The organism is Chitinimonas naiadis, assembly GCF_054780835.1.
Genome location: NZ_BAAGVO010000002.1, coordinates 202,898 through 227,928 on the forward strand (window position 1 = coordinate 202,898; position 25,031 = coordinate 227,928).

At 64.0% G+C, this 25,031-nt stretch carries 22 protein-coding genes; 10 read left to right on the forward strand and 12 right to left on the reverse strand.

Annotation, left to right across the window (positions count from 1 at the left end; translation table 11 throughout):
• Window positions 1-32: 32 nt before the first annotated feature.
• The 6 genes from ACYVHK_RS03285 to ACYVHK_RS03310 form a co-directional block, all read right to left on the reverse strand.
• Window positions 33-2,717 (reverse strand): nitrate reductase, encoded by a 2,685-nt coding sequence (locus ACYVHK_RS03285; protein WP_460527552.1) that lies wholly within the window; start codon window positions 2,715-2,717, stop codon window positions 33-35.
• 10 nt (window positions 2,718-2,727) lie between these two features.
• The gene (gene nirD, locus ACYVHK_RS03290) at window positions 2,728-3,054 is read right to left on the reverse strand and encodes a nitrite reductase (NAD(P)H) small subunit (protein ID WP_460527554.1); all 327 of its coding nucleotides are present in this window, start codon (window positions 3,052-3,054) and stop codon (window positions 2,728-2,730) included.
• A gap of 10 nt (window positions 3,055-3,064) precedes the next feature.
• Window positions 3,065-5,497, reverse strand: a complete 2,433-nt coding sequence (gene nirB / locus ACYVHK_RS03295; protein ID WP_460527556.1) for a nitrite/sulfite reductase domain-containing protein — start codon at window positions 5,495-5,497, stop codon at window positions 3,065-3,067.
• 25 nt (window positions 5,498-5,522) lie between these two features.
• A complete protein-coding gene (locus tag ACYVHK_RS03300; protein WP_460527558.1) occupies window positions 5,523-6,725 on the reverse strand; it encodes a nitrate/nitrite transporter in 1,203 nt (400 codons plus the stop codon).
• Between the two features lie 322 nt (window positions 6,726-7,047).
• Entirely contained in the window at window positions 7,048-8,208 is a 1,161-nt protein-coding gene (locus tag ACYVHK_RS03305; RefSeq protein ID WP_460527560.1) for a CmpA/NrtA family ABC transporter substrate-binding protein, read from the reverse strand.
• 13 nt (window positions 8,209-8,221) lie between these two features.
• A complete protein-coding gene (locus ACYVHK_RS03310; RefSeq protein ID WP_460527562.1) occupies window positions 8,222-8,797 on the reverse strand; it encodes an ANTAR domain-containing response regulator in 576 nt (191 codons plus the stop codon).
• A gap of 259 nt (window positions 8,798-9,056) precedes the next feature.
• Here ACYVHK_RS03310 and ACYVHK_RS03315 point away from each other — a divergent pair, with 259 nt between their 5' ends.
• The 6 genes from ACYVHK_RS03315 to ACYVHK_RS03340 all read left to right on the forward strand — a co-directional run bounded on the left by ACYVHK_RS03315 (window position 9,057) and on the right by ACYVHK_RS03340 (window position 15,561).
• Entirely contained in the window at window positions 9,057-9,551 is a 495-nt protein-coding gene (locus ACYVHK_RS03315) for a protein-disulfide reductase DsbD N-terminal domain-containing protein (protein ID WP_460527565.1), read from the forward strand.
• Window positions 9,552-9,590: 39 nt separating this feature from the next.
• On the forward strand, window positions 9,591-10,556 hold the full coding sequence (locus ACYVHK_RS03320) for a 2-hydroxyacid dehydrogenase (RefSeq protein ID WP_460527567.1): 966 nt from the start codon (window positions 9,591-9,593) through the stop codon (window positions 10,554-10,556).
• A gap of 131 nt (window positions 10,557-10,687) precedes the next feature.
• Window positions 10,688-11,152 carry a MarR family winged helix-turn-helix transcriptional regulator gene (locus ACYVHK_RS03325; RefSeq protein ID WP_460527569.1) on the forward strand — a complete coding sequence of 155 codons (465 nt, stop codon included), beginning with the start codon at window positions 10,688-10,690 and terminating at the stop codon, window positions 11,150-11,152.
• Between the two features lie 78 nt (window positions 11,153-11,230).
• Window positions 11,231-12,685: an outer membrane factor lipoprotein domain-containing protein gene (locus ACYVHK_RS03330; protein ID WP_460527571.1), complete on the forward strand. Its 1,455-nt coding sequence runs from the start codon at window positions 11,231-11,233 to the stop codon at window positions 12,683-12,685.
• Between the two features lie 35 nt (window positions 12,686-12,720).
• Complete coding sequence (locus ACYVHK_RS03335; protein WP_460527573.1) at window positions 12,721-13,887, forward strand: HlyD family secretion protein; 1,167 nt, start codon at window positions 12,721-12,723, stop codon at window positions 13,885-13,887.
• 120 nt (window positions 13,888-14,007) lie between these two features.
• Window positions 14,008-15,561, forward strand: a complete 1,554-nt coding sequence (locus ACYVHK_RS03340) for an efflux MFS transporter permease (RefSeq protein WP_460527575.1) — start codon at window positions 14,008-14,010, stop codon at window positions 15,559-15,561.
• 91 nt (window positions 15,562-15,652) lie between these two features.
• Here ACYVHK_RS03340 and ACYVHK_RS03345 read toward each other — a convergent pair whose 3' ends face one another.
• The 3 genes from ACYVHK_RS03345 to ACYVHK_RS03355 form a co-directional block, all read right to left on the reverse strand.
• The gene (locus ACYVHK_RS03345; RefSeq protein WP_460527577.1) at window positions 15,653-16,030 is read right to left on the reverse strand and encodes a response regulator; all 378 of its coding nucleotides are present in this window, start codon (window positions 16,028-16,030) and stop codon (window positions 15,653-15,655) included.
• A 166-nt stretch (window positions 16,031-16,196) separates the two neighbouring features.
• Window positions 16,197-18,062 carry an oligoendopeptidase F gene (gene pepF / locus ACYVHK_RS03350; RefSeq protein WP_460527579.1) on the reverse strand — a complete coding sequence of 622 codons (1,866 nt, stop codon included), beginning with the start codon at window positions 18,060-18,062 and terminating at the stop codon, window positions 16,197-16,199.
• Between the two features lie 172 nt (window positions 18,063-18,234).
• On the reverse strand, window positions 18,235-19,776 hold the full coding sequence (locus ACYVHK_RS03355) for an efflux MFS transporter permease (RefSeq protein ID WP_460527581.1): 1,542 nt from the start codon (window positions 19,774-19,776) through the stop codon (window positions 18,235-18,237).
• A gap of 64 nt (window positions 19,777-19,840) precedes the next feature.
• Here ACYVHK_RS03355 and ACYVHK_RS03360 point away from each other — a divergent pair, with 64 nt between their 5' ends.
• Entirely contained in the window at window positions 19,841-20,737 is an 897-nt protein-coding gene (locus tag ACYVHK_RS03360) for a LysR family transcriptional regulator (protein WP_460527583.1), read from the forward strand.
• A gap of 11 nt (window positions 20,738-20,748) precedes the next feature.
• Here the strand turns inward: ACYVHK_RS03360 and ubiA are convergent, their stop codons facing one another.
• From ubiA to ACYVHK_RS03375, 3 genes are all read right to left on the reverse strand, one after another.
• Window positions 20,749-21,630, reverse strand: a complete 882-nt coding sequence (gene ubiA / locus ACYVHK_RS03365) for a UbiA prenyltransferase family protein (protein ID WP_460527585.1) — start codon at window positions 21,628-21,630, stop codon at window positions 20,749-20,751.
• Complete coding sequence (locus ACYVHK_RS03370) at window positions 21,627-22,169, reverse strand: chorismate--pyruvate lyase family protein (RefSeq protein ID WP_460527587.1); 543 nt, start codon at window positions 22,167-22,169, stop codon at window positions 21,627-21,629. The genes ubiA and ACYVHK_RS03370 overlap by 4 nt, the downstream gene beginning before the upstream one ends.
• Before the next feature lie 80 nt (window positions 22,170-22,249).
• Window positions 22,250-22,981 carry a substrate-binding periplasmic protein gene (locus ACYVHK_RS03375; RefSeq protein WP_460527589.1) on the reverse strand — a complete coding sequence of 244 codons (732 nt, stop codon included), beginning with the start codon at window positions 22,979-22,981 and terminating at the stop codon, window positions 22,250-22,252.
• A gap of 65 nt (window positions 22,982-23,046) precedes the next feature.
• Between ACYVHK_RS03375 and ACYVHK_RS03380 the strand changes: the two genes are divergently transcribed.
• From ACYVHK_RS03380 to ACYVHK_RS03390, 3 genes are all read left to right on the forward strand, one after another.
• Window positions 23,047-23,880, forward strand: a complete 834-nt coding sequence (locus tag ACYVHK_RS03380; protein ID WP_460527591.1) for a helix-turn-helix domain-containing protein — start codon at window positions 23,047-23,049, stop codon at window positions 23,878-23,880.
• 91 nt (window positions 23,881-23,971) lie between these two features.
• Complete coding sequence (locus tag ACYVHK_RS03385; RefSeq protein ID WP_460527593.1) at window positions 23,972-24,715, forward strand: AzlC family ABC transporter permease; 744 nt, start codon at window positions 23,972-23,974, stop codon at window positions 24,713-24,715.
• The gene (locus tag ACYVHK_RS03390; protein ID WP_460527595.1) at window positions 24,702-25,028 is read left to right on the forward strand and encodes an AzlD domain-containing protein; all 327 of its coding nucleotides are present in this window, start codon (window positions 24,702-24,704) and stop codon (window positions 25,026-25,028) included. The genes ACYVHK_RS03385 and ACYVHK_RS03390 overlap by 14 nt, the downstream gene beginning before the upstream one ends.
• Window positions 25,029-25,031 lie beyond the last annotated feature (3 nt).

Below are 25,031 nucleotides of genomic sequence, written 5' to 3' on the forward strand. Positions count from 1 at the left end.
TCCTATCCCTTCAGATGGGTCGATTGGCCAGCCTAGGCGGCGACCGGGGTCGCGCACAGGCGCTTGAGTTCCGGCAGGCAGGAGCCGCAGACGGTACCGCAGCCCAGCGTGGACTTGAGTTCATCGAGATGGGCGCCTTGCTGCACCATCAGCCGGATCTGCGATTCCTTGACCTGCTTGCAGTTGCACAGCACCCGGTCACGCGGGCCGGCATCTGCCTGGCGCGGGGCGAATACCGACAGACGCGGACCTTCCCATGCAACACCCTCCAGCAGGTTGGCCAGCAGGCTGTCGCTACCTTGCGTATCGCCGGCAAATACAAAGCCATGCAGGGTGCTGTTGTGCCAGGCAGCGCGCTTTACCATGCCGCGGCGCGCATCGCGGTACTCGAGTACGTCCGGACCGGGTGTCATGTCCAGCAAGGCGAACAGGCGTTCCAACCAGCCTTCGAGTGCTGCTTCGGCGGCGGCGCGTATCACCAGGACATCCCGGCCCTGCAAGCTCAGGGCAGCATAGCCGCAGGCTTGCAGCAGCGGCTGTACCTTGCCTTGCAAGGCAAGGACATCGTGGCTGCGACAGGCAACTACGGCGCGCCAGGGCAGGGCGGCGGGTTCCACGCGAACCGCGGCGTGCTTGAGCTCCGGCTGAAAGGAACGTGCATCCACCTTGCCGATGCTGGCCTCGTTGATCCCACCCGAGTTGAGGAACTGCCCGTTCCAGTGCATGGCGGCGAAGACACTGCCACTGGGCACTTCGTCCGATATCGCCAGGGGCAGGACCAGACCGCCACGCTTGCTGCTGACATTCATCAACTGGCCGGCCTGGTAGCCACGCCGCTCGGCGTCTTGCGGATGCATGGTCACGCTGGGCTCGGTCGAGTGGGCAAAGAGTTGCGGCACCCGACCGGTACGGCTCATGCCATGCCACTGGTCGCGCAGGCGGCCGGTCAGGAGATGGAAGGGATAGCGGGCGTTCGTCGGCTCCGCCAGGGGCTTGTAGGCGGTGGCATGAAATACCGCCCGGCCGTGCGGCGTGGCGAACTGGCCGTAGGTATAGCGGCGGGCCTGGCCGATATGGTCGCCCTCCGGCAGCGGCCACTGCTGCGGGCCATGGCTTTCCAGCAGCGTATAGGACAAGCCGCCGATATCGAGATCACGGCCCACGGTCAACTGCCGGTGTTCATCGAAGATGGTCTGCGGCGTCTCGTAGGGGAACAGGCTAGGGCGACCCGGTCGCAGCAGTGCTTCGAGCTTGCGGCCCAGCTCCGCCGCAATCCACCAGTCGTGGCGGGCATCCCCAGGGGCCGGTACGGCAGCCCGCACACGGGAGATGCGCCGCTCGGAATTGGTGACGGTACCGTTCTTCTCACCCCAGCTGCTGGCGGGTAGCAGCACATCGGCGAATGGCACGGTGTCGGTCTGACTGAAGGCCTCCTGCACGACCACGAATTCGGCACGGCTCAGCGCCTCCCGCACCGGGCCCAGGTCGGGCATGGAGTGGGCCGGGTTGGTGCAGGCGATATACACCGCCTTGACCTTGCCGCTGTGCAGGGCTTCAAACAGCGCGACGGCGGGCAGGCCGGGTTCCGACGACAGGCTGTCCACGCCCCAGAGGGCGGCTACTTCATCGCGGTGTTGCGGGTTCTGGATATCCCGGTGGGCGGCCAGCATCGTGGCCATGCCGCCGACCTCGCGGCCGCCCATGGCATTGGGCTGGCCGGTCAGCGAGAACGGGCCGGCACCGGGCTTGCCGATCTGGCCGGTGGCGAGGTGCAGGTTGATAAGCGCCAGGTTCTTGTCGGTACCGTGGGCAGACTGGTTCAGCCCCATGCAATACAGCGACAGCGAGGAGGGGCTGCGGCCGAACCACTCGGCGGCGGTGATCAGGTCATTGACCGCGATGCCGCATAACTCGGCAGCCATGCGCGGTGTGTAGTCGCGCAGCAGTTGCTTGAGCGCCTGGAAGTCCTTGGTGTGGTCATCGATAAAGCGCTCGTCCAGCAGGCCCTCCCAGATCAGGTGGTGCAGCATGCCGTTGAACAGCGCGACGTCGGTACCCGGCTGTATCTGCAGGTGCAGGTCGGCCATGGCCGCCGTATCGGTGCGGCGTGGGTCAATCACGATCCACTTCACATTGCTGCGCGTGGTGCGGGCGGTTTCCAGCCTGCGGAACAGCACCGGGTGGGCGTAGGCCATATTGCTGCCGGCGAACAGCACGCACTCGGCAAGGTCCAGGTCCTCATAGCAGGTCGGTGGGCCATCGGCACCCAGCGCGAGTTTGTAGGCGGTTACTGCACTCGACATGCACAGCCGAGAGTTGGTATCGATATTGTTGGTACCGATCAACCCCTTCGCCAGCTTGTTGAAGACGTAGTAGTCCTCGGTCAGCAACTGACCGGAGACATAGAACGCCACGGCATCGGGGCCGTGGTGGCGGATGATGTCGGCAAAGCGTTCCGCGACCGTATCGAGCGCACCATCCCAGTCCACCTGCTGACGCGCTGCGTCACGCGTCAGCCGCATTTCTGGCTGCAAGGCGCGGCCGGTCTGGCTGGCTGCGGTCAGCGGTAGCGTCATGCCCTTGGTGCAGAGGCGGCCAAAGTTGGCCGGATGGGTCGGGTCACCCTGCACACCGGTAATGCGACCGTTTTCGCTTTCGATCAGAACACCGCAGCCGACGCCGCAATAGCAACAGGTGGAAGGGGTGACTGTTTTCATCGCGACCGCCTCAGCCCAGGCTCAGGAAGACGTCACCGTCCTCCACCTTGACCGGAAAACGCCGGGCGCAGCCGACATCGGGCGCGCGCGCCTCGCCGCTGCCGAGGTCGATATTCCAGCTATGCAGCGGACAGGTGACCGATTCACCATGGACGATGCCCTGCGACAGCGGCCCACCCTTGTGCGGGCAATGATCGAGCAGGGCGAATACGGTGTCGGTCGCCGAGCGGAACACGGCGATATTGCCGGCGCTGCGCTCTACCACCCGGCTGCCGAGGCGGGGGATGTCGTCGACGGTACAGATACGCACCCAGGGTTGCGGAACGGGCATATTCATCGTGCTCTCCTCAGGCAATCACTTTGAGCGGGATGTATTCGTGCTTCTGTGCGCCGCCGATACGTGCCGCCCAAGGGTCGGGCAGGCCTTCCAGCGAGTACAGCAGCCGCTCGTACAACGCCTTGCGGTTGGCGGCGTCCTCCACGACCTTGGCCTTGGCATAGTCCAACCCGACCCGGTCGAGGTAGTGCACGGTACGGTCGAGGTAGTAGGCTTCCTCGCGATAGAGCTGCAGGAAGGCGCCGCTGTATTCCTTCACTTCCTCGGCGGTCTTCACCTTGGCGAAGAACTGCGCGACCTCGGTCTTGATACCGCCGTTGCCGCCGACGTACAGCTCCCAACCGCTGTCGACCGCGATCACGCCCACATCCTTGATGCCGGCCTCGGCGCAGTTGCGCGGACAGCCGGATACCGCCAGCTTGACCTTATGGGGTGACCACATGTTCGCGAGCATGGTCTCGAGGTCGATGCCCATCTGCGTGCTGTTCTGGGTGCCGAAGCGACAGAACTCGCTGCCCACGCAGGTCTTTACGGTACGGATGGACTTGCCGTAGGCGTGACCGGAGTTCATGCCCAGATCTTTCCAGACACTGACCAGGTCCTCCTTCTTCACGCCCAGAAGGTCGATGCGCTGACCACCGGTGACCTTGACCATGGGCACCTGGTACTTGTCAGCCACGTCGGCGATGCGCCGCAATTCGCTCGCATTGGTCACACCGCCCTTCATCTGCGGGATGACCGAGAAGGTGCCATCCTTCTGGATGTTGGCGTGCACTCGCTCGTTGACGAAGCGGCTCTGAGGATCGTCCACTGCCTCGTGCGGCCAGGTGGAGAGCAGGTAGTAATTGATTGCCGGCCGACATGTGGCACAGCCATTCGGCGTACGCCATTCCAGGAAGTCGTACACCGCCTGGTGGGTCAGGAGCTTGTGCTCGCGGATCGCTTTGCGTGCGTCGCCATGGCTGCGGTCGGTACAGCCGCAGATCGCACGGGTCTTAGGCGATTCCTGGAAGCTCGATCCCAGGGTGTTCATCAGCACCTGCTCGACCAGCCCGGTGCACGAGCCACAGGAGCTGGCCGCCTTGGTGTGCTTCTTGACGTCGTCGACGGTGAAGAGACCCTTGTCCTTGATCGCCTTGACGATCGTGCCCTTGCAGACGCCGTTGCAACCGCAGACCTCGTCGCTGTCCTGCATGGCCGCCGCGCGGCTCTGGCCCTGTACCCCCACGTCGCCGATGGCCGATTCGCCAAACATGATGTGGTCGCGCAGATCATTGATCTTGCGGCCCTCCCGCAGCAGCTTGAAGTACCAGGCGCCGTCGGCGGTATCGCCATACAGGCAGGCACCGACCAGTTGTTCGTCCTTGATGACCAGCTTCTTGTAGACCCCGCCCGCCGGGTCGGAAAGCACGATTTCTTCGGTACCGGCGCCGCCCATGAAATCGCCGGCGCTGAACAGGTCGATGCCGGTGACCTTGAGCTTGGTCGACAGCACCGAGCCTTTGTACTGGCCGATGCCGAACTGGGCCAGGTGGTTGGCGCAGACCTTGGCCTGCTCGAACAAGGGGGCGACCAGGCCGTAGGCCACGCCGCGATGGCTGACGCATTCCCCCACGGCATAGATGCGCGGGTCATAGGTCTGCAGTGCGTCGCTGACCACGATGCCGCGGTTGCAATAGAGGCCGGCCGACTCCGCCAGTGCGGTGTTGGGGCGGATGCCGACCGCCATCACGACCAGGTCGGCTGGTATCCGCTCGCCGTTCTTGAAGGTGATGGCACAGGCTTCGCCGAGTTCGTTGCCGACGATCTCCGCGGTCTGGTAGCCCAGCAGGAAGTTGAGGCCGCGCTCTTCCAGCGACTGTTGCAGCAGCTTGCCTGCGGTCTGGTCGAGCTGGCGTTCCAGCAGCCAGTCACCGATATGCACCACGGTGACTTCCATGCCGCGCAGCTTGAGGCCGTTGGCGGCTTCCAGGCCCAGGAGGCCACCGCCTATCACCACCGCATGCCGCTTGACCTTGGCGGCCTCGATCATGGCCTCGGTGTCGTAGATGTCACGGTAGCTGATCACGCCGCGCAGATCCTTGCCGGGGACGGGCAGGATGAAGGGCGTGGAGCCAGTGGCCAGCAGCAGCCGGTCATAGGGCTCGACGGTACCGTCCTCGGCGATCACCTCGCGCTTGACCCGGTCGATGCGGGTGATGGACTTGCCCAGGTGCAGGCGGATGCCATGTTCGGCATACCACTCCACTGGATTGAGGATGATGTCCTTGAACTCCTGCTCACCGGCCAGGACCGGCGAGAGCAGGATACGGTTGTAGTTGGGGTGGGGCTCCGAGCCGAAGACGCTGATTTCATAGTGCTCGGGAGCGAGGATCAGCAATTCTTCCAGCGTGCGTATGCCCGCCATGCCATTGCCAACCACAACCAGTCTGGATTTTTTCATCGATGCATTCCCTTTGAAACAGGCTTCAGACACGCACGACTGCGGCGGACCAGTTGCTGCGCCAGCGTTGCTTCACGCTGCTGAGGCTGACCCAGGCCAGGGCCGAGAGGCAGGCGAACAGCCACAAGCCGGCCGAGTAGTCGCCGGTGGCCTGTTTGATGGCACCCAGGCTTGCGGCAAGGGCGAAGCCGCCAACACCCCCGGCCATGCCGATCAGGCCGGTCATCACGCCGATCTCGTTACCGAAGCGTTGCGGTACCAGCTGGAATACCGCACCGTTGCCGGCACCCAGGCAGAGCATCGCGGCGACGAACAGCAGGATTTCAAACGCAGGGCCTGCCGGGCTGAACCCGGCGATGCCGATCAGCAAGGTCACGGCGGCGTAGACCGCCAGCAAAGTACGGGTGCCACCGATACGGTCGGCCAGTACGCCACCGATCGGGCGCATGACCGATCCTGCCAGCACGCAGGCGGCCGTGGCCCAGCCGGCGAGCTTGGGGTCGAAGCCGAACTGGTCGTGGAAGAAGCCGGGCAGGGCGCTGGCAAAGCCGGAGAAACCGCCGAAGGTCAGCGCGTAGAAGAACATGAACCACCAGGCGTCGCGGCTGCCGAGCATGCGGCCGTAGTCCGCCCAGCTCTTGCGCTTGAAGTCGCCAGGGGCATCCTTGGCCAGCTTCCAGTACACCAGCAGCACGACCAGCAGTGGCAGGACGGCCAGACCGAACACGTTCTGCCAGCCAAAGGCGATGGCGAGTACCGGCGCGAATAGCGCAGCCAGCACGGTGCCGGAGTTACCTGCACCGGCGATACCCATGGCCGTGCCCTGGTGCTGGGGCGGATACCAGCGCGAGGCCAGGGGGAGCGCAACGGCGAACGAAGCACCGGCAACGCCAAGGAAGACACCCAGCAACAAGGCTTGCTCGAAACTGTGTATGCCGATCTGCCAGGCAGCGGCGAGGGCGATGATCACAATGACCTGGCCCAGCAGGCCGGCCCGCTTGGCGCCAATCCGGTCCGCCAGCATGCCCATGAAGAGGCGCAGAATGGCACCGGCGAGTATCGGGGTCGCCACCATCAGGCCGCGCTGCTGGGTGCTGAGGCTCAGGGCGCTGGCCATCTGTACCTGCAAGGGGCCGAGCAGGTACCAGACCATGAAGCTCAAATCGAAATACAGGAAAGCCGAGAACAGCGTGGGGGTGTGACCAGAGCGCCAGAACGAACGATCCATTGCTTCTCTCCTAGTGTCGCAGCCATGGGGTCCGCGCCAGGCGCGGCCCCAAAACAAAAACGGCGTCCGCTCGCAACCCGTGTGGGTTGGAGGGGACGCCGTTGTCCTTGGGGAAATACCGCCGCCGTTGACGGGTTTCCTGAAATCTAGCGGGCCCTGCTTCTTTGCACTGCCCGTCATTCTCTTAGCAGGGGTCGTGCCAGCTCATGATGCCGCACTGCAGCGGCCTGCAAGCTCGATGGAGATGGATGCTGCGGAATATATTGTGCACTGCACTAGTGCGATGCCGGTGGGCTTTGCACCGCCTTGGCGCGCTACCGGGTCAGGTGCGGAGTGCAAAACTGCGGGCATAGGCGGCGGGATCGTGCCCGTCCCAGCGGCTGCCGTCCATCAAGGTGCTACTGCGCAGCGGGCTGTCCGGAATGGCGACCCCCAGCACGCTGGCGGCTGCGGTATACACCTCGGTCTGGTTGATCCGACGGGCCAGCGCGGCCATGTCCTGCTCTTCGCCCAGCATGCCCCAGCGCTGGTACTGGCTCAGGAACCACATGCCATCGGACAGATAGGGATAGTTGACCGCACCGTCGGCATGAAACCGGACAGGGAGCGGTGGCTGGCGCAGGGGCGCACTACCATAGTCTCCCAGCAGGCGGGTGGCGATCAGGTTTTCCGGCAGGTCGAGGTAGTCGGGGCCGGCCAGCCAGCCGGCCGCCAGGCGTCGCTGTGCCGGTTGGTCCAGCCAGCGGCAGGCGGCCAACAGCGTGGCGGTCAGCGCGCGTGCGGTATTGGGATAAAGCGCGACAAAGTCGGCACGGCAGGCGAGCACCTTCTCCGGATGGTCGGGCCAGATCTCGCCACTACTGGTCACTGTCTGGCCGGCTTGCATGTTCTCGGCCACCGCGTGCCAGGGTTCGCCGGCGCAATAGCCATCCAGCTCCCCCCGGCCGAGGGCTGCGGGCATTTGGGAGGGAGGTATCACGACACTACGTACCGCTTGAAGAGGGTGGATGCCCTGTGCCGCCAGCCAGTAGTAGAGCCACATGGCATGGGTGCCGGTAGGGAAAGTCTGGGCAAACACCGGGCTGTCCCGGCCATCCGCCAGTGCCGCGGCGAGCGGGCGGCCTTCCCGCCATGCCTGTGCCAGACGATTGGAGAGGCTGATGGCCTGGCCGTTCTGGTTGAGCGTCAATAGCACGGCCATATCGGCCTGTGGGCCACCCAGCCCCAACTGTACGCCGTAGACAAGGCCGTACAGCGCCTGGGCCGCATCTAGCTCACCGCTCAGCAGCTTGTCGCGCACGGCAGCCCAGGAAGGTTGCCGGCACAATTCCAGCGTCAGGCCATACTGGCGGCCAAAGTCCATCAGCTTGGCGGCGACCAGTGGGGCGCAGTCGTTGAGGGGGACGAAGCCCAGCCGCAGGTGCGGCTTTTCCGGCGCGTCTGAGCCGGCGAGGTAGGCGGAGGACATGGGATTGTTCAGCATCGTTGTGCTCCGGCTAACCCAGCAGGTCGGCCATGGCGATGATCTGGCGGGCCACGTCGGCTAGGCGGCTGCCTTGCTTCATGGCCTGGTTACGCAGTGTCTCGTAGGCCTGGGCCTCGCTCATCTGCCGTTTGTCCATCAACACGCCCTTGGCGCGGTCGACAAGCTTGCGGTCCGCGAGCTGCTGCTCCACCTCGGCCAGCTTGTTGCGCAGCTTCGATTCCTCGGCGAAGCGGGCCAGGGCTACTTCGATGATCGGGGCCAGCCGCTCGGGAGCCAGGCCATCCACCACATAGGCGGTGACGCCAGCGCCGACCGCCGCACGAATCAATTGCTGGTCGGCATCATGGGTGAACATCACCACCGGTCGCGGTGCCGCGCTGTTCATGACCGCCAACTGCTCAAGGGTATCGCGCGAGGGTGATTCGGTATCGATGATCACCACATCCGGCCGTTCACCTTCCACGACCTTGAGCAGGGCGTGCGGCGTCGCGACCACGCTCAGGATCTCATAGCCCTGGAGGGCGAGGGACTGGCGCAGTTCTGCGATGGGCTTGTCAGTATCGTTGACCAGCAGGATGCGTAACATGGACGGAAAGAGTGGGGAAGCCTGCTAGCCCAAGCAAGACGCAAGCCATGCGATGGCCTGCTACGGCCGCTCCAGGAAGATAGCCTGTCGAATCAAAGGGCTTGCGATCGCCCGGTCGATCGGGCCGTCGTCCGGGTCGGCCTGAGAGAATTGGAACCTTGTGCCAGTTTGGTGCGTCGAAGTGCCTCGCCTTCGCAGGCTGCTGCTGCGACAATGGCATTGGAATAAAATGCCGTTTCGGCCGTCGGGAGTTGTGTCTTTGAATCTGTCCTATCGTTGCTTTGTCCGTGCCGGTCTGCTGCTGTCGAGCCTGCTGATGTTGGCTGTCCCTGCCATTGCGGCGAATGGTGGCGGTGACTGGCTGGGCGATGTGCTGAACCGCAAGCCGCGCGCCAGCGCCGAGCCGCTGCCGCCCGAGCAGGCCTTCTCCCCTCAGGTACGGCGACTAGATGGCAATCGGCTGCGCGTGGATTTCCTGGTCCAGCCGGGCTACTACCTGTACAAGGATCGTTTGTTGGTAGCACTCAAGGATACGCCGGGCCTGCGCATCAGCCAGGTTGACTACCCGCCCGCCGTCAGCAAGCAGGACCCTTCCTTTGGTACGACCCAGGTCTACCCCCAGCCCTTCAGTGTCACCCTTACCCTGGCAGGGCCCGGCAAGGGGCCTGTGACGGTACTGGCCCGCTATCAGGGCTGCTTCGAGACACGAGGCATCTGTTACCCACCGCAGGCCAGTTCCCTGGTGGTGAATTGATGCCGGAACGGGACGCGATCTTCTTATCTGGCGGACGCCATGGATACCTCGAAGCCTGACCTGTTGATAGTGCAACCGCTGGCGCCGCCATCCATCATGGCCAGCCTGGCGGCTGCCTACACCTGCCACTACCTGTGGCAGGTTGCCCCGGAAAATCAGTCCTCCTATCTGTATCGCCTCGCGCCCACCCTCAATGCCGCAGTAACGACGGCGTCGATCGGCTTTCCGGACGACCTGCTGGAGCAATTGCCCGCGCTGGAGATGCTGGCCGTCTATGGCATAGGCCTAGATCGTATCCCGCTGGCGGCGCTTGCCGACCAGGGCGTGGTCGTCAGCAACACGCCCGATGTGCTGACTGACGATGTTGCCGACCTGGCAGTACTGCTGACGCTGTCTGCCGCACGCCGGCTGCCGCAGCTCGATGCGTATGTGCGGGCGGGACGCTGGAGCCGGCGCGAACCGCTGGCCCTGGGCCGGGGTGTCAGTGGCAAGGTCGCCGGCATCTATGGGTTCGGTCGCATCGGGCAGGCGGTAGCGCATCGTCTGCAAGCACTGGGTATGGTCATTCGCTACTACCAGCCAAGGTCATTGCCGGAGAGTACTGTGCCGCGCAGTGACAGCCTGCTGGCGCTGGCCAGCGAGAGCGACTATCTGCTGGTTTGCGTGCCAGGCAAGGCCGAAACGCAGCGGGCGGTCAACGCAGCCGTGCTGGCGGCACTTGGCCCGGACGGTACCTTGGTCAATATCTCGCGCGGCTCGGTTGTCGATGAAGCCGCACTTGTCCTGGCCCTGCAACAGGGTCTGCTGGGCGCCGCCGCGCTGGATGTCTACGCAGACGAACCCCACCCGAATCCGGGCTTGCTGGCGCTGCCCAATGTGGTCCTCACCCCGCACATCGGCAGCATGACGCTGGAAACGCGGACCGCCATGGGCCAGCTGGTGCTGGATAACCTGGATGCTTATTTCAACCACCGGCCGCTGCTGACGCCGGTTGGCGCACGCTGAGCGACTACTCGCCTCTCCCGATTGAACAAGGGCAGGGCGGCCGTTTGTCGGCACGCCAGAAAAATTGCTGCCATGGCAGCGAATTTACGTATAATGCTGCCTAGGCAGTAACTGCAAATGAGGGAACCAAGATGCCCACCTCTTACTACAGTATTGAAAACTACGGCATGGATGAAAGCATCGGCTTTCTGATCACGCAGGTGCAGTTGCGCCTGCACGACGCGCTCAATCAGGAGCTGGCACCTACCGGCATCAGCTGGCCGCAGTGGAAAGTCCTGATGCAGGTCTACTACAAGCGGGCCGGGACGGCGGCGGATCTTGCACGCTGTACCGCCAGCGATACCGGCTCCATGACCCGCATGATTGATCGTCTTGAGGAAAAAGGCTTTCTGCGCCGCGTGCGCAGCGAGACGGACCGACGTCTGGTCCGACTTGAGCTGACCGAGGCTGGCCGCGCATTGATGCCGACCATGGTGCAGGCCGTGGTGGATGTGCTCAACAGCCAGCTCGAGGGTTTTGAGCCAGAGGAATTGGAACTGTTCAAATCCTTTATGCGCCGGATGATCGCTACCGCCGATAGTCGTAAGACCAATTGATTTTTTTTGAAATAATTGCTGCCTAGGCAGTGGATGCTTGAGCAGTAAATGCACGGCATTACACAAGGAGCTGCACCCATGCGCCATATTCCCTTGTCCCTCTCGTTGCTGGCAGCCCTGGTGTTGAGCGCTTGCGCCGGCATGGGCAACAGCACGACCCACGGCAAACCGTTGAACGGCGAAAACCTGGCAGGTGGCCAGGTATTGACGGCGAACCCACAGGCCCGCTGGCCGCAAGAGCAATGGTGGAATGCGCTCGGTGATGGCCAACTCAACCAGCTGGTGGACGAGGCCATGGCCAGCTCCCCCAGCCTGGCTGCTGCCCAGGCGCGTATCGAGCGCTCCCGCGCGCTGGCCGGTTTGACCGAGGCCAATAGCGGCCCGCAATTGAGCCTGGGGGCCGATGCGACCCGCCAGCGTTTCAGCGAAAACTACATGCAGCCGGCTCCGCTGGCTGGCAGTGTCCGCAATAGCGGTCGCCTCGCGCTGGACGGCAGCTGGGAGCTGGATTTCTTCGGCAAGCACCGGGCAGAGCTGGATGCGGCGCTGAGCCGCAGCAAGGCTGCCGAATACGAGGCGCAGGCCGTCAAGCTGGCACTGGCCGCCAACCTGAGCCGTGCCTGGGTGCAACTGGACAGGGAGTACGCCAGCCAGGACTTGCTGACCGCCACACTCAAGCAGCGCCAGCGTGTCGCCGAGCTGAGCGCCTTGCGCAGCAAGGCCGGGCTCGATGCTGTCAGTGACAGCAAGGTGGCCACCGCCGGCGTCGCGACCATCCGCCAGGAGATCGAAGCCAGCAAGGAGCGGCTTGCCCTCTTGCGCAACCAGATCGCTGCCCTGTTGGGCGCAGGCCCTGAGCGCGGCGAGAAGCTGGGACGTCCGCAACTGGCGAGCAATGCCGCCGTAGGGATTCCGTCCAGCCTGCCGGCTGAGCTGGTGGCCCGCCGTCCGGACGTCGCCGCGCAGCAGGCACGGCTGGATGCCTCGGTCCGCGATATCGACTACGCCAAGACATTGTTCTACCCGAACATCAACCTGGTCGGTTTCCTGGGCTTCCAGGCGCTGGGTCTGGACAACGTACTCGAGGGCGGTAGCCGTATCGTCGGCGTGGGCCCCGCTCTGCGCCTTCCCATCTTCGACGGTGGCCGTCTGCGCGCCAACCTGCGGGTCAGCCAGAACGATTTCGACAGCGGCGTGGCGCAGTACAACGCCCTAGTCATCGATGCCTTCCGCGAGGTGGCCGACGCCGCCACCAGCCAGCAGGCGATTGTCCGCCAGCAGAAGGAGCAGCAACTGGCCGAAGCCGACCTGCGCGACGCCTATGGCATTGCCGAGGCACGCTACGCCAAAGGCCTGGGCAACCAGTTGGCCGTACTGGTCGTGGAAGACCGGCTGCTCAACCAGCAGCGCAGCGGCGTGGAACTCGCAGCCCGCAGCCGGCTGGCCTGGATCGATCTGAACCGTGCGCTGGGTGGCGGATTCCGCAGCCAGCAAGACCAGACCGCCAACAACCAACAACCGGCTGCGCGCTGAGCGACGCCTAGCTTATTCAAATTCGGAGCATAGCCATGACGACCCCTACCCAATCCCCGGCCCAGGAACAAAGCAACGGCAAGCGCAAGCCACTGATGTTGGCAGTTGCCGGCGTATTCGGCATCGCCGCCATCGCCTACGGCATTTACTGGTACGGCCACGCCCGATACTTTGTCGAGACCGATAACGCCTATGTGGCGGGCAACGTGGTGCAGGTCACCCCGCAAGCCGCCGGTACCATCATCAGCATTGGGGCGGACGATACCGACTTCGTCCAGGCCGGCCAGCCGCTGGTCGTACTCGATAGCGCCGACTCGCAGCTGGCGCTGGAAACTGCCCAGACCCAGCTTGGCCAGACCTTGCGCGAGGTACGCACGCTGTTCGCCAACGATGGCAGCCTGCGTGCCGCCATCACCCTGCGTGAATCGGATCTGTCCAAGGCCAAGGACGACCTGCAGCGTCGCCAGGCCCTGGCGGGTACCGGTGCCGTTGCCGTCGAGGAAATCCAGCATGCCAAGGATGCCGTCAAGGTTGCACAGGCCACGCTGGAGGCAGCCCGTGAACAACTGGCCGCCAACCAGGCCCTGATCGAACGCACCACCCCCAAGAGCCATCCGAACGTCCAGCGCGCCGCGCTGAAAGTGAAGGAAGCACAACTGACCCTGAGCCGTGCCACCGTGCCGGCTCCGGTCAGCGGCTTTGTCGCCCGCCGCGCCGCCCAGCCGGGCCAGCGCGTCAACATCGGCGCCCCGCTGATGGCTATCGTGCCGCTGGACCAGTTGTGGGTCGATGCCAACTTCAAGGAAAGCCAGTTGGCCGATATGCGGATCGGCCAGCCCGTTACCCTGCATGCCGACGTCTATGGCAGCGATGTGGTCTACCACGGCAAGGTCAGCGGCTTTGCCGCAGGCACCGGTGCCGCCTTCTCGCTGCTGCCGGCGCAGAACGCGACCGGTAACTGGATCAAGGTGGTGCAGCGCCTGCCGGTACGCATTGCGCTGGACCCGAAGGAAATCACCGAGCATCCGCTGCGCGTGGGTTTGTCGATGCAGGCCGAGGTCGAGACGCATGATCGCAGTGGTCCACTGCTCTCTACCGCCAAGCGCACCACGCCGGTGGCCGAGACCCGTGTATTCGAAGGCATGCTCAAGGCGGCCGACGGCAAGGCAAGCGAGACGCTGAACGCCGAAGCCGGCAAGTAAGCCGTGGTCCCTGCCCCCAGTGGCAGGGTGCCGCCCATCTCGTTTCCATCCTTCCCTGCCATGGTGCGGGGAAGGGTATTCGTTCAGTGATCCGGCCGATGCCGGGTCAGGGGGTTTTTCATGAGTGCTCCGCAGAGCTATCCGCCGCTCAAGGGCGCCCAGCTGTTCTGGGCTACGCTGGCCCTGTCGCTGGCGACGTTCATGAACGTGCTCGATACCACGATCGCCAACGTCTCCATTCCGTCGATCGCCGGTGACTTGGGCGTCTCGCCCAACCAGGGTACCTGGGTCATCACCTCGTTCGCCGTGGCCAATGCCATCGCGGTACCGCTGACCGGCTGGCTGACCCAGCGCTTTGGTCAGGTGAAGCTGTTCGTCACCTCCATCATCCTGTTCGTGCTGGCCTCCTTCATGTGTGGCATCGCCTCCAGCCTGGAAATGCTGATCGCTTTCCGCGTGCTGCAGGGCCTGGTCGCAGGGCCGATGATTCCGCTGTCGCAGGCCTTGCTGTTATCGAGCTATCCCAAGGCGAAGAGCGGGCTGGCGCTCGCCATGTGGGCCATGACCACGCTGGTGGCGCCGGTAATGGGTCCCATCCTGGGCGGCTGGTTGTCCGATAACCTGTCCTGGCCGTGGATCTTCTACATCAATATCCCGACCGGCCTGTTTGCCGCCTGGCTGACCTGGACCTTGCTGCACAAGCGTGAATCGACGACCCGCAAGCTGCCTATCGATACCGTTGGCCTCGCGCTGCTGGTGATCTGGGTCGCGGCCTTGCAGGTGATGCTCGACAAGGGCAAGGAACTCGACTGGTTCAACTCCGGCGAGATCGTGCTTCTGGGCGTGGTGGCGCTGGTGGGCTTTGCTTTCTTCGTGGTGTGGGAGCTGACCGAAAAGCACCCCATCGTCGACCTCAAGCTGTTTGGCCGGCCCAACTTCAGCATCGGCGTGATCGCGCTCTCGCTCGGTTACGGCCTGTTCTTTGCCAACGTGGTGCTGATGCCGCTGTGGCTGCAGCAATATATGGGCTACACCGCCACCTGGGCCGGCCTGGTCACGGCGCCGATCGGCATCCTGGCGGTACTGATGTCGCCGATGGTGGGCATGAACATCCATAAGGTGGATGTGCGCTACGTGGCGACGTTCTCGTTCGCCATCTTTGCCATCGTCTGTTTCATGCGGGCACAGTTCAGTACCGATACCGACATGTGGCATATCGTCGTACCCCAGCTGATCCAGGGGGCGGCTATGGCGACCTTCTTCGTACCGCTGACGGCATTGACGCTGTCCGGCCTGTCGCCGGATCGCATCCCGGCGGCGTCGGGCCTGGCCAACTTCGTCCGTATCACCTGCGGGGCGTTCGGGGCGTCGGTCTCGACCACCATGTGGGAGAGCCGCGCGGCCCATCACCATGCTCGCCTGACCGAACATATCACCCCGTTCGATCCGGCGGCGAGCCAGGCCATCAGCAACCTTGGCAATGCCGGCTTCAGCCAGGAGCAGGCACTGGGCGTGCTGGACCGTACCATCAACGTTCAGGCTTTCACGCTCTCGGCGGCAGATTTCTTCTACCTGTCCGGCGGCCTGTTCGTGATGCTGATCGTGCTGCTGTGGCTGGCCAAGCCCAGCAGTGCGGGTGGCGCAGCCGCGGCCGATGCGGGCGGTGCTCACTGAGCCAGGACCCGCAGGGCAAACAAAAAGGACGCAGTCTGCTGCGTCCTTTTTTATGGCCGGTATCGCCAACCCGGGTGTCGATGGCGAGACCTCACTTCAGGTCCAGGCCATCCAGCGTGTACTTGAGCTTGCCCAGCTCGTTGGTCTTGTCGAGAAAATGGTCGGCACCGGCGGCCATGCAGGCCTGCCGGTACTTCTCGCCCTCGTTATTGGTCATGACCACGAACACGATCTCCGGTGCCTTGGGGTGGACCGCCTGCAGTACCGACAGACCGGTGCCTTCGCGCAGGTTGAGATCGAGAAATACACAGTCGGGATGGCTGTCGAGTATGCCGCTGATGGCATCGCTGGCGGTCTCGGCCATGCCGACGATCTTTGCGCCGGGTAGCTCACCCAGCATGTCCGCAAGCACGCACTGGATCACGCGCGAATCGTCGACGATGTAGACATTGGCAGGACGGTGAGACATGTTGCGAACCGCTGGCCTTGACGGCGAAGCGGCGGCCGTTGCTGGAGATACCATCATAGACAGCGATGCCGGCTCTAGGCCGGCATCGCTGTCATTTCGATATTTTCCTGCCGAACGGCGGGATCACCCTGCCACCGGCCCGAAGGCCGTCGAGGGTGAGGATGGCTTACTTGCCGGCCTGGATGGCTTCAAGCTGGTCCATCAGGTGGTCCATGCGCTTGACCAGGGCACGGTAGGGCGCCGGGGTGGCCATGTCGAGGCCCGCCTTCTTGACGATCAGGTAGGGGTCGTCCGAACCACCGGCCTTCAGCATGTCGAAGTAGCGCTCGCGCAAGGCAGTGTCACCCTTGCCGATGCCTTCGGCAAAGTAGGCGGCTGCGCTGATCGAGGTGGCGTACTGGAACACATAGAAGTCGTTGTAGAAGTGCGGGATATAGGCCCACTCGACGCCGTACAGATTGTCGATCTTCACCACGCCCTTGGCATCGCCGTGATAGCGCTTGAGCAGGTCCAGGTAGATGGCAGTCAGGCGCTCACCGGTCAGTGCTTCGCCACGCTCCATGGCTTCGTGCGCGCTGAGTTCGAACTCGGCGAACATGGCCTGGCGGAAGAAGGTGCCGCGTAGCAGCTCTAGCTCCTGGCTCAGTGCGAAGATCTTCTCTTCGCGGGTCTTGGCGTTGGCGATCACATAGTCAGCCAGCAGCATTTCATTGGTGGTCGAGGGGATCTCGGCAATGAACAGCGCATAGTCGGCGGTCTCGTAAGGCTGGGCACGGTTGGCCAGCACGCTGTGCATGGCATGGCCCCACTCATGCGCCAGGGTCGAGACGCTGTCGTAGCCGCCATTGAAGCTCATCAGCACGAACGGATGCACGGCGTAGGCCGCGCCGTTCATGTAGGCGCCAGAGCGCTTGCCGCGCTGCGGGGTGGCGTGCATCCAGGCTTCAGCAAAGCCCTTGGCGACATCCTGGCCATAGGCCTCCCCCAGCGGCTTGACGCCTTCCAGGGTCAGTTGCTCGGCTTCGGCCAGCGTGTACTTGCGCGGTGGCTTGGCCAGCGGCACGTAGACGTCCGAGTAGCGCATCTCCTTCAGGCCCAGCAACTTCTTGCTCAGCGCAAAGTAACGGTGCAGTGTCGGCAGGCCGGCATTGGCTTCGGCCACCAGCGTGCGGTAGACCGCTTCCGGCGTGTTGTAGGGGCTCAGGGCTGCGGATACCGAGTTAGGGTAGTTGCGGGCCTTGGCGTTGAATACCGTGCCGCGCAGGTTGGCGCTGTAGGTGGCGCCGAAGGTTCGCTCGTAGGCCTTGAAGACGGGCCAGAAGGTATCGAACACCTTCTTGCGAATGGCCGGATCGCGATCATCACGATTGGCGACATAACCTTCCTGGTCGATCAGGACCTTCTTGCCGCGGATCGTGATGGTTGGCCACGGGATATCGGCATTGGCCAGCAGGCCGTAAATATTGCCGGGCTGCTGCAGCGGCGCACTGGCGGCTGCCAGCAGGGCTTCACCCTGCTGGTCCAGCGTATGGGCGGCCAGTCGCAGCGTGTTTTCCAGCAGATAGCGGTGCTTGGCCAGCTTGGGTTCCTGCTTGAGGAAGCCGGCGACCTTGTCCTTGCCGATGGCGGTGATCTCGGGCGAGACGTAGGCGGTCGCCTCGTTGAATTCGTTGTAGAGATTGGTACCCAGCTGATCGCGAGCCTGGTTGTCGGCGATGCGGGTGTCCTCGTCCGCCAGCAGGCTGGCATAGGTGCTCAGACGGGCCAGACGCTGATGCAGGCTGGATTGCTGGTCGAGTGCTGCCAGCAGCGTGGCGGCGTCCTGGCCCAGCTTGCCCTTGTAGGCAGCGAGCTTGGGCAGGTCGGCGGCGATGGCCTTGCGCTCGGCTTCCCAGCTGGCCTGATCGGCATACAGCGACTTCAGATTCCACACGGCCGGGACGTTGGTGTCGGTGGCGGCGGGGGTTTGTGCCGCATAGGTCACGGTAGTGGCCAGCAGGCAGGCGGTAAGTGCAGCGAGCGCACGGCTCATGGACAGTCCCTCGGATTGATGATCGGTTAGCAGGGGCGCCGGTCGGATCACGCCCAAGCGCCGCAGCATGCTACTGCGTATCGCCCCAAGGGACCGAATCTGATGCGACGAGCTGCAATAGAGCGTGCTGGATGGCAGGCCCGTGCCGTTCGAAGTGTCGGCGGGCAGGGCGTTAACGCAGGCTCCGTTGCCAGGCGGCAAAGCTGCCTGCGACGACGGATAGCGCCGCCAGCGCCACGAACAGGTGATGGCCGGCGATCAAGGCCGCCTGCCGGTCAATCTCGGCAGTCCATTGCGCCAGGGTCTGGCTGCTCAGGCCTTCGGGATACAGATTGGCCAGGGTGACGCTGTCGAAGCGGGCGACCAGGTCGGTACGGGCTTCTGCCCGGCCGGTTTGCAGCATCAGGCTGGCAAGCCCGGTGCCGAGCGCCGTGGCAATCTCACGCAGGATGTTCTTGAGCTGGTAGGCATGCGCGAAGTCCTCGTGGTCGAAATCGAGGTAGGTCATGGTGGCGGTCTGCAGCATGATCAGGACCGAGGTCAGGCCCTGCAGCAGGATGCCGGGCAGCAGCGCATCGGCCGAAGCGCCGGGCATGGCGGCCGAGGCCAGGAACAGCGAAGCGGCTGCGAGCACCACAAAGCCAGCGACGATGACGCGGCGCTTGCGGAACAGCCGGCCCATGTTGAGCATGTACAACACCAGCGTGGCGATGGTCGCCAGACCGCCCAATGTCATCAGCAAGCCGGTGGTGGAGAAATCGAAGCCCAGGCCGATTTGCAGGAAGCTCGACAAGGACAGGTTCCAGTAGCCGCTGATCAGATAGAACAGACCATAGAAGCCCAGGCCCACCAGATACCGGCGGCTGCCCAGCCGCCGCACGTCGAGCCAGGGATCGGGGTGGGCGTGCAGGCGACCGGCGATGAACACCAGCAGGCCCACGCCGACAAAGGCACTGATTACCACGCTGTGGATGGCGGAGGGCTGGAAGTAGCGGAAGTCCTGCACAATATGCAGGCAAAGCAGGGTGCCGACGCCGACGGCCAGTACGGCAGGCCAATCCAGGTGGCCCCAACGCAAGGGGTCAATGTTCCCGTCTGCCCGCTTGCGGTGCGGATAAGTGAGCAGGACCAGCGGCCAGGTGATCACACCCAACGCAGCCTGCAGCAGGAAGATCGCCCGCCAGTCGAACACGGTGACCAGCTCGGCCGACACCCAAGGTGCCAGCGCCAGCATGCCGAAGCTGCCAAGGCCAAAGCCCCAGAACAGCACCCGCCGTTCCGGTGGCTCGCTGGTCAGTTGCATGATGACCCGTGCCGCCGTGAACAGCGCGCCGCCACCCAGACCCTGGATGGCCCGGCCCAGGGTCAGCAGGCCGATATCGTTGGCGGCCGCGCACACCAGGCCACCCAGCACGAAGACCGGAATGCCGATCAGGGTGAAGCTGCGATAGCTGATCCGTCCAGCCAACCGGCCGATCATGATGTTCGCCATCACCGCCGTTACGGCAAAAGCCGTAACCGCCCACAGGTATTCCTCCGGGCTGGCATGCACGCCGCCCTGTATATGGTTGCCGGCTATCCCGATCATGGACGACGCCACGAAATCCAGCCCCACCACCATGCCCATGACCAGACCAAAGGCCCAGACGCGCAGCGCGCTCATCTCGGGATGCTTGATCAACAGGGGGGCAGGGTGGGGGAGGGTGGTAGCCATGCTCCGCAGGGTATATTGTATGAATTGACGGATAAATATCGAATAATGAAATGATTGTTCATCAATGAGAACAAACGACTGGAATGACTGGCACGCCTTCGTGCTGGTATCGACCCTGGGCAGTTTTACCCGTGCGGCGGAGCGCCTGGATGCGCCCAAGTCGTCGATCAGCCAGGCCGTGGCGCGGCTGGAGAGGCGCCTGGGTGAGCGCCTGCTCGAGCGCAGTACCCGCAGCCTGCGGCTGACCGCGCGGGGGGCGGCGCTATTGCGCGAGCTGGGGCCGCTGTTCGAGCGGCTGGAGGAAGTGGCCGAGGGGGATGCCGCGCTGGGCGATGTGCCGCGAGGCGTGTTGCGGATCGCGGCGCCTTATGAGTTCGGCGCGCTGCAATTGGGTGATGTCATCAACCGCATGTTGCTGGACTATCCGCAATTGGGCATCGAGGTCGAGGTCGTGGGGCGGCGGGTAGACCCGTTGGTCGAAGGCTATGACATCGCCTTCGCGATCACCGCCGATGCCCTGCCGGATTCCAGCCAGATCGCCAAGAAGGTCTATTCGGTGGAGCGGGGTCTCTACGCATCACCGGCCCTGCTGCAGCGATTAGGCCGCCCGCGGACGGTAGCCGAGCTGGCGGGCTGGCCCGTCGTGGCGGCACCGACCGAGGCGCAGTGGGTATTCATCGATGGCGACGGTGCGCGTGAGGCGGTAGACCTGCAGCCGAGGCTACGCACCCCCAATGCGGGCCTGCGGGTACAGGCGGTGCTGGCCGGACTGGGCCTGAGCGTGATTTCGCATCGCTATTGCCAGGCCGAGGTCGATGCCGGCCGTCTGGTCCGGGTGCTGCCAGGACATACCCCGGAGAACCTGCGTATCTACGCATTGATGCCGACCCGGCGGCTGATGCCCACCAAGACCCGGTTGTTCATGCAGGCCCTGGAGCAGTCGGTACTGCCGCTGGCCTGACCGGGCCAGGCTTAGAACTGCCAGCGCAACCAGTAGTCGAGCGCGATACCGGCGAACACCACGCCGCCTACCCAGTTGTTGTCATTGAACGCCTGGAAGCACTTGGCCCGGTCGCGGCCGCGTATCTGCCGGTACTGCAGGGCGATCAGCACGCTGGCGACCAGCAGGCCGAGGTACCACAGTGGTCCGCGCTTGAGGAACCAGCCGATCGTGGACATGCCGACTAGGTACAGCGCATGGCAGACCATGACCGCCTCGGCATCGAACCGGCCGAAGGTGATGGCCGAGGTCTTGATACCGATCTTCAGGTCATCCGGCTTATCGGTCATGGCGTACTCGGTGTCATAGGCCAGGACCCAGAACAGGTTGGCGAGCAGCAAGGCCCAGGCGATCATCGGCACCTGGTTCTGGATAGCGGCAAACGCCATCGGGATGCCAAAACTGAACGCCACCCCGAGGTAGGCCTGCGGCAGTGGCAGGAAGCGCTTGGTATACGGGTAGGTGCCGGCCAGGAACAGCGCCGGGATCGACATCAGCAGCGTGAGCCGGTTGAGCGGCAGGATCAGCAGGAAGGAAAGCAGTGACAGGCCGCCGGCCAGCAACAGGGCTTCCCGTTTGCTGACCGCACCGGTGGCCATGGGTCGGCTCTGCGTGCGCTCGACCAGCGGGTCAAAGTCCCGGTCGGCATAGTCGTTGATCACGCAGCCGGCAGAGCGCATGAGCACCGTGCCGAGGATGAATATCCACAATATGGTCAGATTGGGCCGACCATCGCTTGCCACCCAGATGCCCCACAGCGTGGGCCAGACCAGCAGCAGGATGCCGATGGGCTTGTGCAGCCGCATCAGTCGTTCGTACAGGTCGAGCTTGGCTTTGACGTGATTCCAGTTCATGGACGGTATTCCGTAACAGCGGGCAGGAAGAGTTCGGTCACCAGTATGCGCGATTCTCCCAGCTCGAAGCGCGACCGTCGTGCCCAGAGCCGCCGGGGCAATCGACCGACCGCCAGCTCGGCACGATTGTGCAGCGCATGTCGGCGGTCCACGCCACGGAAGGCCAGCCGGCTGCGCTTGACCTTGGGATTGGCGAACAGCGTAGCCCCCAGTGGCTTGGTCCCTTGTCGCCGCAGGCCGCGAAAACCGCTCAGCAGGGCCTGGCGGGGCATGACCGAGTGTGCAAACACCAGCGGGACTTCGCCGCTCATCAGGACCACCTCGCGCACTATCGCCAATGTGCGGCGCTGCAGGCCCAGGGCGCGCAGCTCGTCCCGGCAGGGCCGGTCATAGCGCTGGCTCAGGAGTCGCACATGGAAGTGAGGGAAGCGTGCCTTCAGCCGTGCCGTGAGTGAGCCGGGGTTGACCAGCCAGTGGTGCAGGTCTCGGGGGGCGCGACAAGCCGGGTGGCTCCAGCGATGGCTGGCGATATGCGGCATGGATCAGGTTATGGGAACAGCGAAGAAGGCGGGATTATGCCAGATGACAGCGGAAGGGCATGCCGGGTCGGCAACATATATCAGCGCCAGCGCGCCTCGATCTGCGCGTACTGCCCGGACTGATGCAGCTTGCCCAGTCCGGCATCGAAGCGACTGATGATGTCGGCGATACCCGGATACTGCGGGGCGAAGGAGACATAGATGTCCGGCTCGATCAAGGTGCCGACCGAGCGGAAGCGACCGTGTAGATCAGGTTGGCTGCGCGCAATATGGTTGGCGATCCGGTCGTAGACCAGCGCGTAGTCCACCCGTCCTGCGGCGAGCTTGCGCAGGGCGAACAGGTCGGAATCGCCGATATCGCGTCGTAGCGATTTGTCACTGTCAAAGGCCTCGCCGTAGTCGTAGCCGTTGGTGACGGCGAGCCGCTTGCCGCGCAGGTCGTCCAGCGTCATGCGTTTGTCCGGGTGTTCGATGCGGGCGTAGATATCGATGCGGCCCTTGAAGAGGGGTTGCTTGTGCCAGCGATAGCGCTTTTCCAGCAGGGGGTTGCGCAATGTATCGAAGCAGCCCGCCAGCTGGTTTTCCCGTGCCAGCTTCATGCAGCGCGCGTAGGGCAGGGAGACCAGCTCGACCTCGATATTGGCCGCCGCAAATGCCGCCTGTACGATATCGACAGCCAGACCTACAGGCTTGCCGTCCAGTGTGGCAGAGTAGGGGTACCAGTCATTTTCCGCCCCGATGCGCAGCTTTCCGCCCGCCATGGCAGGCTGGGCGAGCAAGAGGATCAGCAGTAAGGTCATCAGACGGGGCATGACGGAATAATAAAGGGCAGTGACTACTTGCGGTCAATGTCCTTGTCATCCGGATGCCGCAAATCATGCACGCACACAATCCCACCGACGAGTTCGTCGCTTTCCATCGCCCCAACGGGTTTGAGGGACTGGAATTGCTGACTGCGCACTATTTCGATCATGAGTTCGCGCCGCATGTGCATGAGGGCTATTGCATTGCCCTGATCGAACAGGGGGCGGAGCGCTTTCGTTACCGTGGTGTCGAGCACCATGCCCCTGTGGGCACGCTTGCCGTCGTCAACCCCGATGAAGTCCACACCGGTAGCCGGGCCGCAGATGAGGGTTGGAGCTATCGGGTCTTCTACCCCGATCCCGGCCTGGTGAAATCCATCTGCGAATCCATGGACAGCTGGCAGGGTGGGACGCCGTACTTTACCGAGGCGGTCATCAACGACCCGGACCTGATCGTTCCGCTACGTGGCCTCCACTATGCCCTGAGCCATGAAGTGAGTGCACTGGAGCGGGAAGCCCGCTGGTTCGATGTGATGGGCACCTTGCTGTTGCGCCATGCCCATGGGCATCGGCTACGCCAGCACATCGCCCCGGAACGTGGTGCCGTGCAGCAGGTACAAGCGGCCTTGCAGGCGCGCTATGCCGATAGCCCCAGCCTGATTGAACTGGCGGCCGGCGTAGGCCTGAGTCCCTGGCACCTGAACCGTGTCTTCCGTGAGCAGGTGGGATTGCCGCCCCACGCCTATCTCAAGCAGGTGCGCCTCTCCCGGGCCAAGACCTTGCTGCGTGGTGGCCAGCCACTGGTTGAACTGGCAGGCCAGCTGGGTTTCGCCGATCAGGCGCATTTCAGTCGCCAGTTCAAGCAGGCCTTCGGTGTGACGCCTGGCCAGTATCGGCAGGCGGCCTAGGCTTGCCCTTGGCGCGGGTGGGCGCTACCGCAAGAATGTTCAATACCCGCGGAGCGGATCTCGTTAAGGTAAGTGGCAGGAGGTAGCACGCATGTCCCTGTCCCACCCCACCCGTCGCGCCGAGCTATGGCATGGCGCCCGGGATTCCCTGCCCATGCTGGTGGGCGCCGCACCGTTCGGCCTGATCTTTGGCACCCTGGCGGCACCGAGCGGCTTATCCTTGCCAGGCACGCTCGGCATGTCGCTATTCGTGTTCGCCGGCTCATCCCAGTTTATCGCCCTGACGCTGCTGGCCAGCGGTGCAGGGCTGGCCGTCATCGTATTGACCACGCTGGTGGTCAACCTGCGCCATGCGCTGTACTCGGCCACCCTGCTGCCGCATGTTTCCCGGCTGGGCCAGCGCTGGCGCATCCCGTTGGCGTTCTGGCTGACGGATGAGACCTTTGCCGTCGTGCAGCACCGCTACGGGCAGGACGATGCCTCGCCGAACAAGCACTGGTACCACCTGGGTTCGAGCATCGCCATGTATGGCAACTGGTTTGTCTGGACGCTGGCGGGCGTGCTGCTGGGCCGCTCGGTCGACGGTCTGGATCAGCTGGGGCTGGAGTTCGCGATGGCCGCGACCTTCACCGGCATTGTCGTTCCCATGCTGAAGAACCGTCCCACATTGGCGGCGGCGTTGGCAGCGGCCGCCGTGGCGCTGCTTGCTCGGGGATTACCCTACAAGCTGGGCCTGATGCTAGCCGCGGTGGCGGGGGTGGTGGTAGGGGTCTGCCTGGAAAGACTGCAAGCGAAGCGTGAGCTGCAACCGGAGGAAACGAATGAGCCAGTATGAAATCGCCATCGTCCTCGGGATGACGGCCGTCACCTTCTTGATCCGCTATTCCTTCTTTGCGCTCGGGGAGCATGTGCGCTTCCCTCCGCTGATCAAGCGGGCTCTGCACTATGTGCCGGTGGCGGTCCTGACCGCGATCACCGTGCCCATGGTCCTGCTGCCGGATGGCCAGCATTGGCAACTGGACTGGCGCAACGAATGGCTGGTCGGCGCGCTGACCAGCGGGGTGATCGCCTGGCGCTACAAGCACCTGCTGGCCGCCATCTGCGGGGCCCTGGTGATGTTCTTTCTGTGGCGCTGGCTGATGCACTAGGGC

What these genes read in the sequence shown, in the direction of transcription:
- ACYVHK_RS03285 (WP_460527552.1), bottom strand. Translation starts at nt 2,717, where the DNA reads ATGAAAACAGTCACCCCTTCCACCTGTTGCTATTGCGGCGTCGGCTGC.
- nirD (WP_460527554.1), bottom strand. Translation starts at nt 3,054, where the DNA reads ATGAATATGCCCGTTCCGCAACCCTGGGTGCGTATCTGTACCGTCGAC.
- nirB (WP_460527556.1), bottom strand. Translation starts at nt 5,497, where the DNA reads ATGAAAAAATCCAGACTGGTTGTGGTTGGCAATGGCATGGCGGGCATA.
- ACYVHK_RS03300 (WP_460527558.1), bottom strand. Translation starts at nt 6,725, where the DNA reads ATGGATCGTTCGTTCTGGCGCTCTGGTCACACCCCCACGCTGTTCTCG.
- ACYVHK_RS03305 (WP_460527560.1), bottom strand. Translation starts at nt 8,208, where the DNA reads ATGCTGAACAATCCCATGTCCTCCGCCTACCTCGCCGGCTCAGACGCG.
- ACYVHK_RS03310 (WP_460527562.1), bottom strand. Translation starts at nt 8,797, where the DNA reads ATGTTACGCATCCTGCTGGTCAACGATACTGACAAGCCCATCGCAGAA.
- ACYVHK_RS03320 (WP_460527567.1), top strand. Translation starts at nt 9,591, where the DNA reads ATGGATACCTCGAAGCCTGACCTGTTGATAGTGCAACCGCTGGCGCCG.
- ACYVHK_RS03325 (WP_460527569.1), top strand. Translation starts at nt 10,688, where the DNA reads ATGCCCACCTCTTACTACAGTATTGAAAACTACGGCATGGATGAAAGC.
- ACYVHK_RS03330 (WP_460527571.1), top strand. Translation starts at nt 11,231, where the DNA reads ATGCGCCATATTCCCTTGTCCCTCTCGTTGCTGGCAGCCCTGGTGTTG.
- ACYVHK_RS03335 (WP_460527573.1), top strand. Translation starts at nt 12,721, where the DNA reads ATGACGACCCCTACCCAATCCCCGGCCCAGGAACAAAGCAACGGCAAG.
- ACYVHK_RS03340 (WP_460527575.1), top strand. Translation starts at nt 14,008, where the DNA reads ATGAGTGCTCCGCAGAGCTATCCGCCGCTCAAGGGCGCCCAGCTGTTC.
- ACYVHK_RS03345 (WP_460527577.1), bottom strand. Translation starts at nt 16,030, where the DNA reads ATGTCTCACCGTCCTGCCAATGTCTACATCGTCGACGATTCGCGCGTG.
- pepF (WP_460527579.1), bottom strand. Translation starts at nt 18,062, where the DNA reads ATGAGCCGTGCGCTCGCTGCACTTACCGCCTGCCTGCTGGCCACTACC.
- ACYVHK_RS03355 (WP_460527581.1), bottom strand. Translation starts at nt 19,776, where the DNA reads ATGGCTACCACCCTCCCCCACCCTGCCCCCCTGTTGATCAAGCATCCC.
- ACYVHK_RS03360 (WP_460527583.1), top strand. Translation starts at nt 19,841, where the DNA reads ATGAGAACAAACGACTGGAATGACTGGCACGCCTTCGTGCTGGTATCG.
- ubiA (WP_460527585.1), bottom strand. Translation starts at nt 21,630, where the DNA reads ATGAACTGGAATCACGTCAAAGCCAAGCTCGACCTGTACGAACGACTG.
- ACYVHK_RS03370 (WP_460527587.1), bottom strand. Translation starts at nt 22,169, where the DNA reads ATGCCGCATATCGCCAGCCATCGCTGGAGCCACCCGGCTTGTCGCGCC.
- ACYVHK_RS03375 (WP_460527589.1), bottom strand. Translation starts at nt 22,981, where the DNA reads ATGCCCCGTCTGATGACCTTACTGCTGATCCTCTTGCTCGCCCAGCCT.
- ACYVHK_RS03380 (WP_460527591.1), top strand. Translation starts at nt 23,047, where the DNA reads ATGCACGCACACAATCCCACCGACGAGTTCGTCGCTTTCCATCGCCCC.
- ACYVHK_RS03385 (WP_460527593.1), top strand. Translation starts at nt 23,972, where the DNA reads ATGTCCCTGTCCCACCCCACCCGTCGCGCCGAGCTATGGCATGGCGCC.
- ACYVHK_RS03390 (WP_460527595.1), top strand. Translation starts at nt 24,702, where the DNA reads ATGAGCCAGTATGAAATCGCCATCGTCCTCGGGATGACGGCCGTCACC.